Raw genomic sequence first — 2,021 nt, 5'->3', positions numbered from 1 at the left:
TTGCTGGTGGAGGACGATGGTGACTTCGCCTTGGCGGATTACTACACATCCGCCCTCAACACGCTTGGGCTCGGCTTCCGCTATTGGGATACTGGAGTCGAGGGGCCGGTGCCTGAGGACACATTGCGCCGATTCACGCGGGTCATCTGGTACACTGGCCACTATTTCGGCCATACCTTGTACAGCCACGGCACGGCAGCCTTGGAGTCTTATCTTGCCCATGGCGGCAATTTGTTCCTGAACGGCTCCATGTTGGGGCTCTCTCTGAAAAATAGCACGCTGCTGCAGGACTTGCTGCGCGTTGCCTACGTGAATCACAACACGCAACTGCACCGCCTGGTTACCCAGGGCGCCAACCCGGTGCTTGGCAGCATGCAGTTCTGGCTGTCGCGAGAGGGCGACAACAGGCAATCGCTCCCCAACGAAGTGGACGCGATTGCCCCGGGCCAGGCGCTGCTGTTCTACGATCGAAGCACCCCGGAGGGCCTGGGCACTATTCGTTCCACTGGCGCCGGGGCAGTTGCAGTGGAGGGGGCCACGTACCGCGCGGTCTTTTTCGGTTTCGGATGGGAGGGAATCGCCGACGCACAGCTCCGGCAACTGGTACTCATGCGCGTTCTCGACTGGCTGCAGGGTACGGTGAGCGACGTTGAGGAAAGTGAGGATGAGCGCCTGCCGGCGGTTTTCGCGCTGGCGCCCAATTATCCCAATCCGTTCAATCCGGCGACCCACATCTCTTTTGCAGTGCCCAGAGCCACAAGGGTACAGGTGCGCGTTCTCAATTCGCTGGGTCAGGTGGTGCGCGTCCTCAAGGACGAACTCGTGCCCCAGGGCTACCACCAGGTCACCTGGGATGGAACGGACGCGAACGGCGTGCGCTTGGCCAGCGGCGTCTACCTCTATCAGCTGGTGGCCGGGGAGGTGCGTTTGACTAGGAAGTGTGTGCTCCTTTTTTGAGGAGAGGATGGATATGTTCTTTCTGAGGGCAGTTCGCACGAAAACGCGCCTGGCCGTACTGGTCCTCGGGCTGATGGCAGGGTGGGTACTCGGCCAAGAGCAGAGCCTCCCAGCTTCCGAGGTCGGCGCTTCCGCAGGGCAGAGCCATGAAGGGACCCGCCAGTGGCGGCTTCCTCTGGCCGTGCAGACACCGCCGGTGGGCACTTCGCATGAGGAGATGCTTGCCTATCTCACCACTCTGGGCGAACGCTGTCCTGAGATAGAGTTGGAAATCGCCGGGCGGAGCGTGGCGGGTCGGGAGATTCCGGTTCTCTACCTCCCGCCCCGCAGCAGGTGGCGGGCAGAAGCAGCCACGGTGATGGTTTTTGCCCAGCAGCATGGCGACGAGCCCTCGGGCAAAGAGGCCTTGCTGATGTTGCTGGATGAGTTTTGCGCTGAGCCGGAGGCGTGGCCCTTCCCGCACCTCAACCTCGTTCTTGTCCCCAGCGTCAATCCGGATGGCGGCGAGGCTCACCGCCGGCGCAATGACAGGCAGGTGGACCTGAATCGCAACCATGCCATCCTCACCGAACCGGAGACAAGACTGCTGCGCATGCTTTTCAATCGCTATGCGCCGCAGGTGACCTTGGACGTGCACGAATATGGGCTCCGCTCTTGGTTGCGTCAGGGATTGCTCAAGGATCTGGGCGAGCAGTTCGATTGCGTGAGTAACCCCGCGATCCCTGCGGTGCTGCTGGAGTTCGCCCGGGAGCGCCTCCTGTGGCCCACCATCGAAAGAGCGCGCGAGCGGGGAGTGAACGCGCATCGCTACCTTGTCACTCAAGACGACCCCGCTCTGCCGGTGAGGCACAGCACCACCGATATCGATGACGGACGCAATGGCTTCGGCATCGATTGCACGTTGTCGTTCATTCTCGAAGGGCCCAATGGCCTTTGGCGAGGAGACCGGATTTGGGAGCGTGCAAAGGGGCAACTGGCCTTTGTCGAGTCGTTTTTGGCCGTATGCGAGGCCAACCATGAGGAGATTGTTCGGGTGGTGACTAAGGCGAGAGAGGAGCGAGCGA

2 protein-coding genes are annotated in these 2,021 nt (G+C 61.6%); both read left to right on the top strand.

Features of this window, described 5'->3' with window-relative positions:
• A partial coding sequence (locus H5U38_14805; GenBank protein MBC7188292.1) for a T9SS type A sorting domain-containing protein occupies positions 1–957 on the top strand: 957 nt, incomplete at its 5' end.
• Between the two features lie 13 nt (positions 958–970).
• Positions 971–2,021: hypothetical protein (locus H5U38_14800; protein MBC7188291.1), on the top strand; the 1,051-nt coding region annotated here is incomplete at its 3' end.

This window comes from Calditrichota bacterium, assembly GCA_014359355.1.
In the GTDB taxonomy this organism is placed as follows: domain Bacteria; phylum Zhuqueibacterota; class Zhuqueibacteria; order JANLFK01; family Oleimicrobiaceae; genus Oleimicrobium.
Note: the sequence above shows the minus strand (reverse complement) of the source record. Positions and strands in the feature narration are given on the sequence as shown.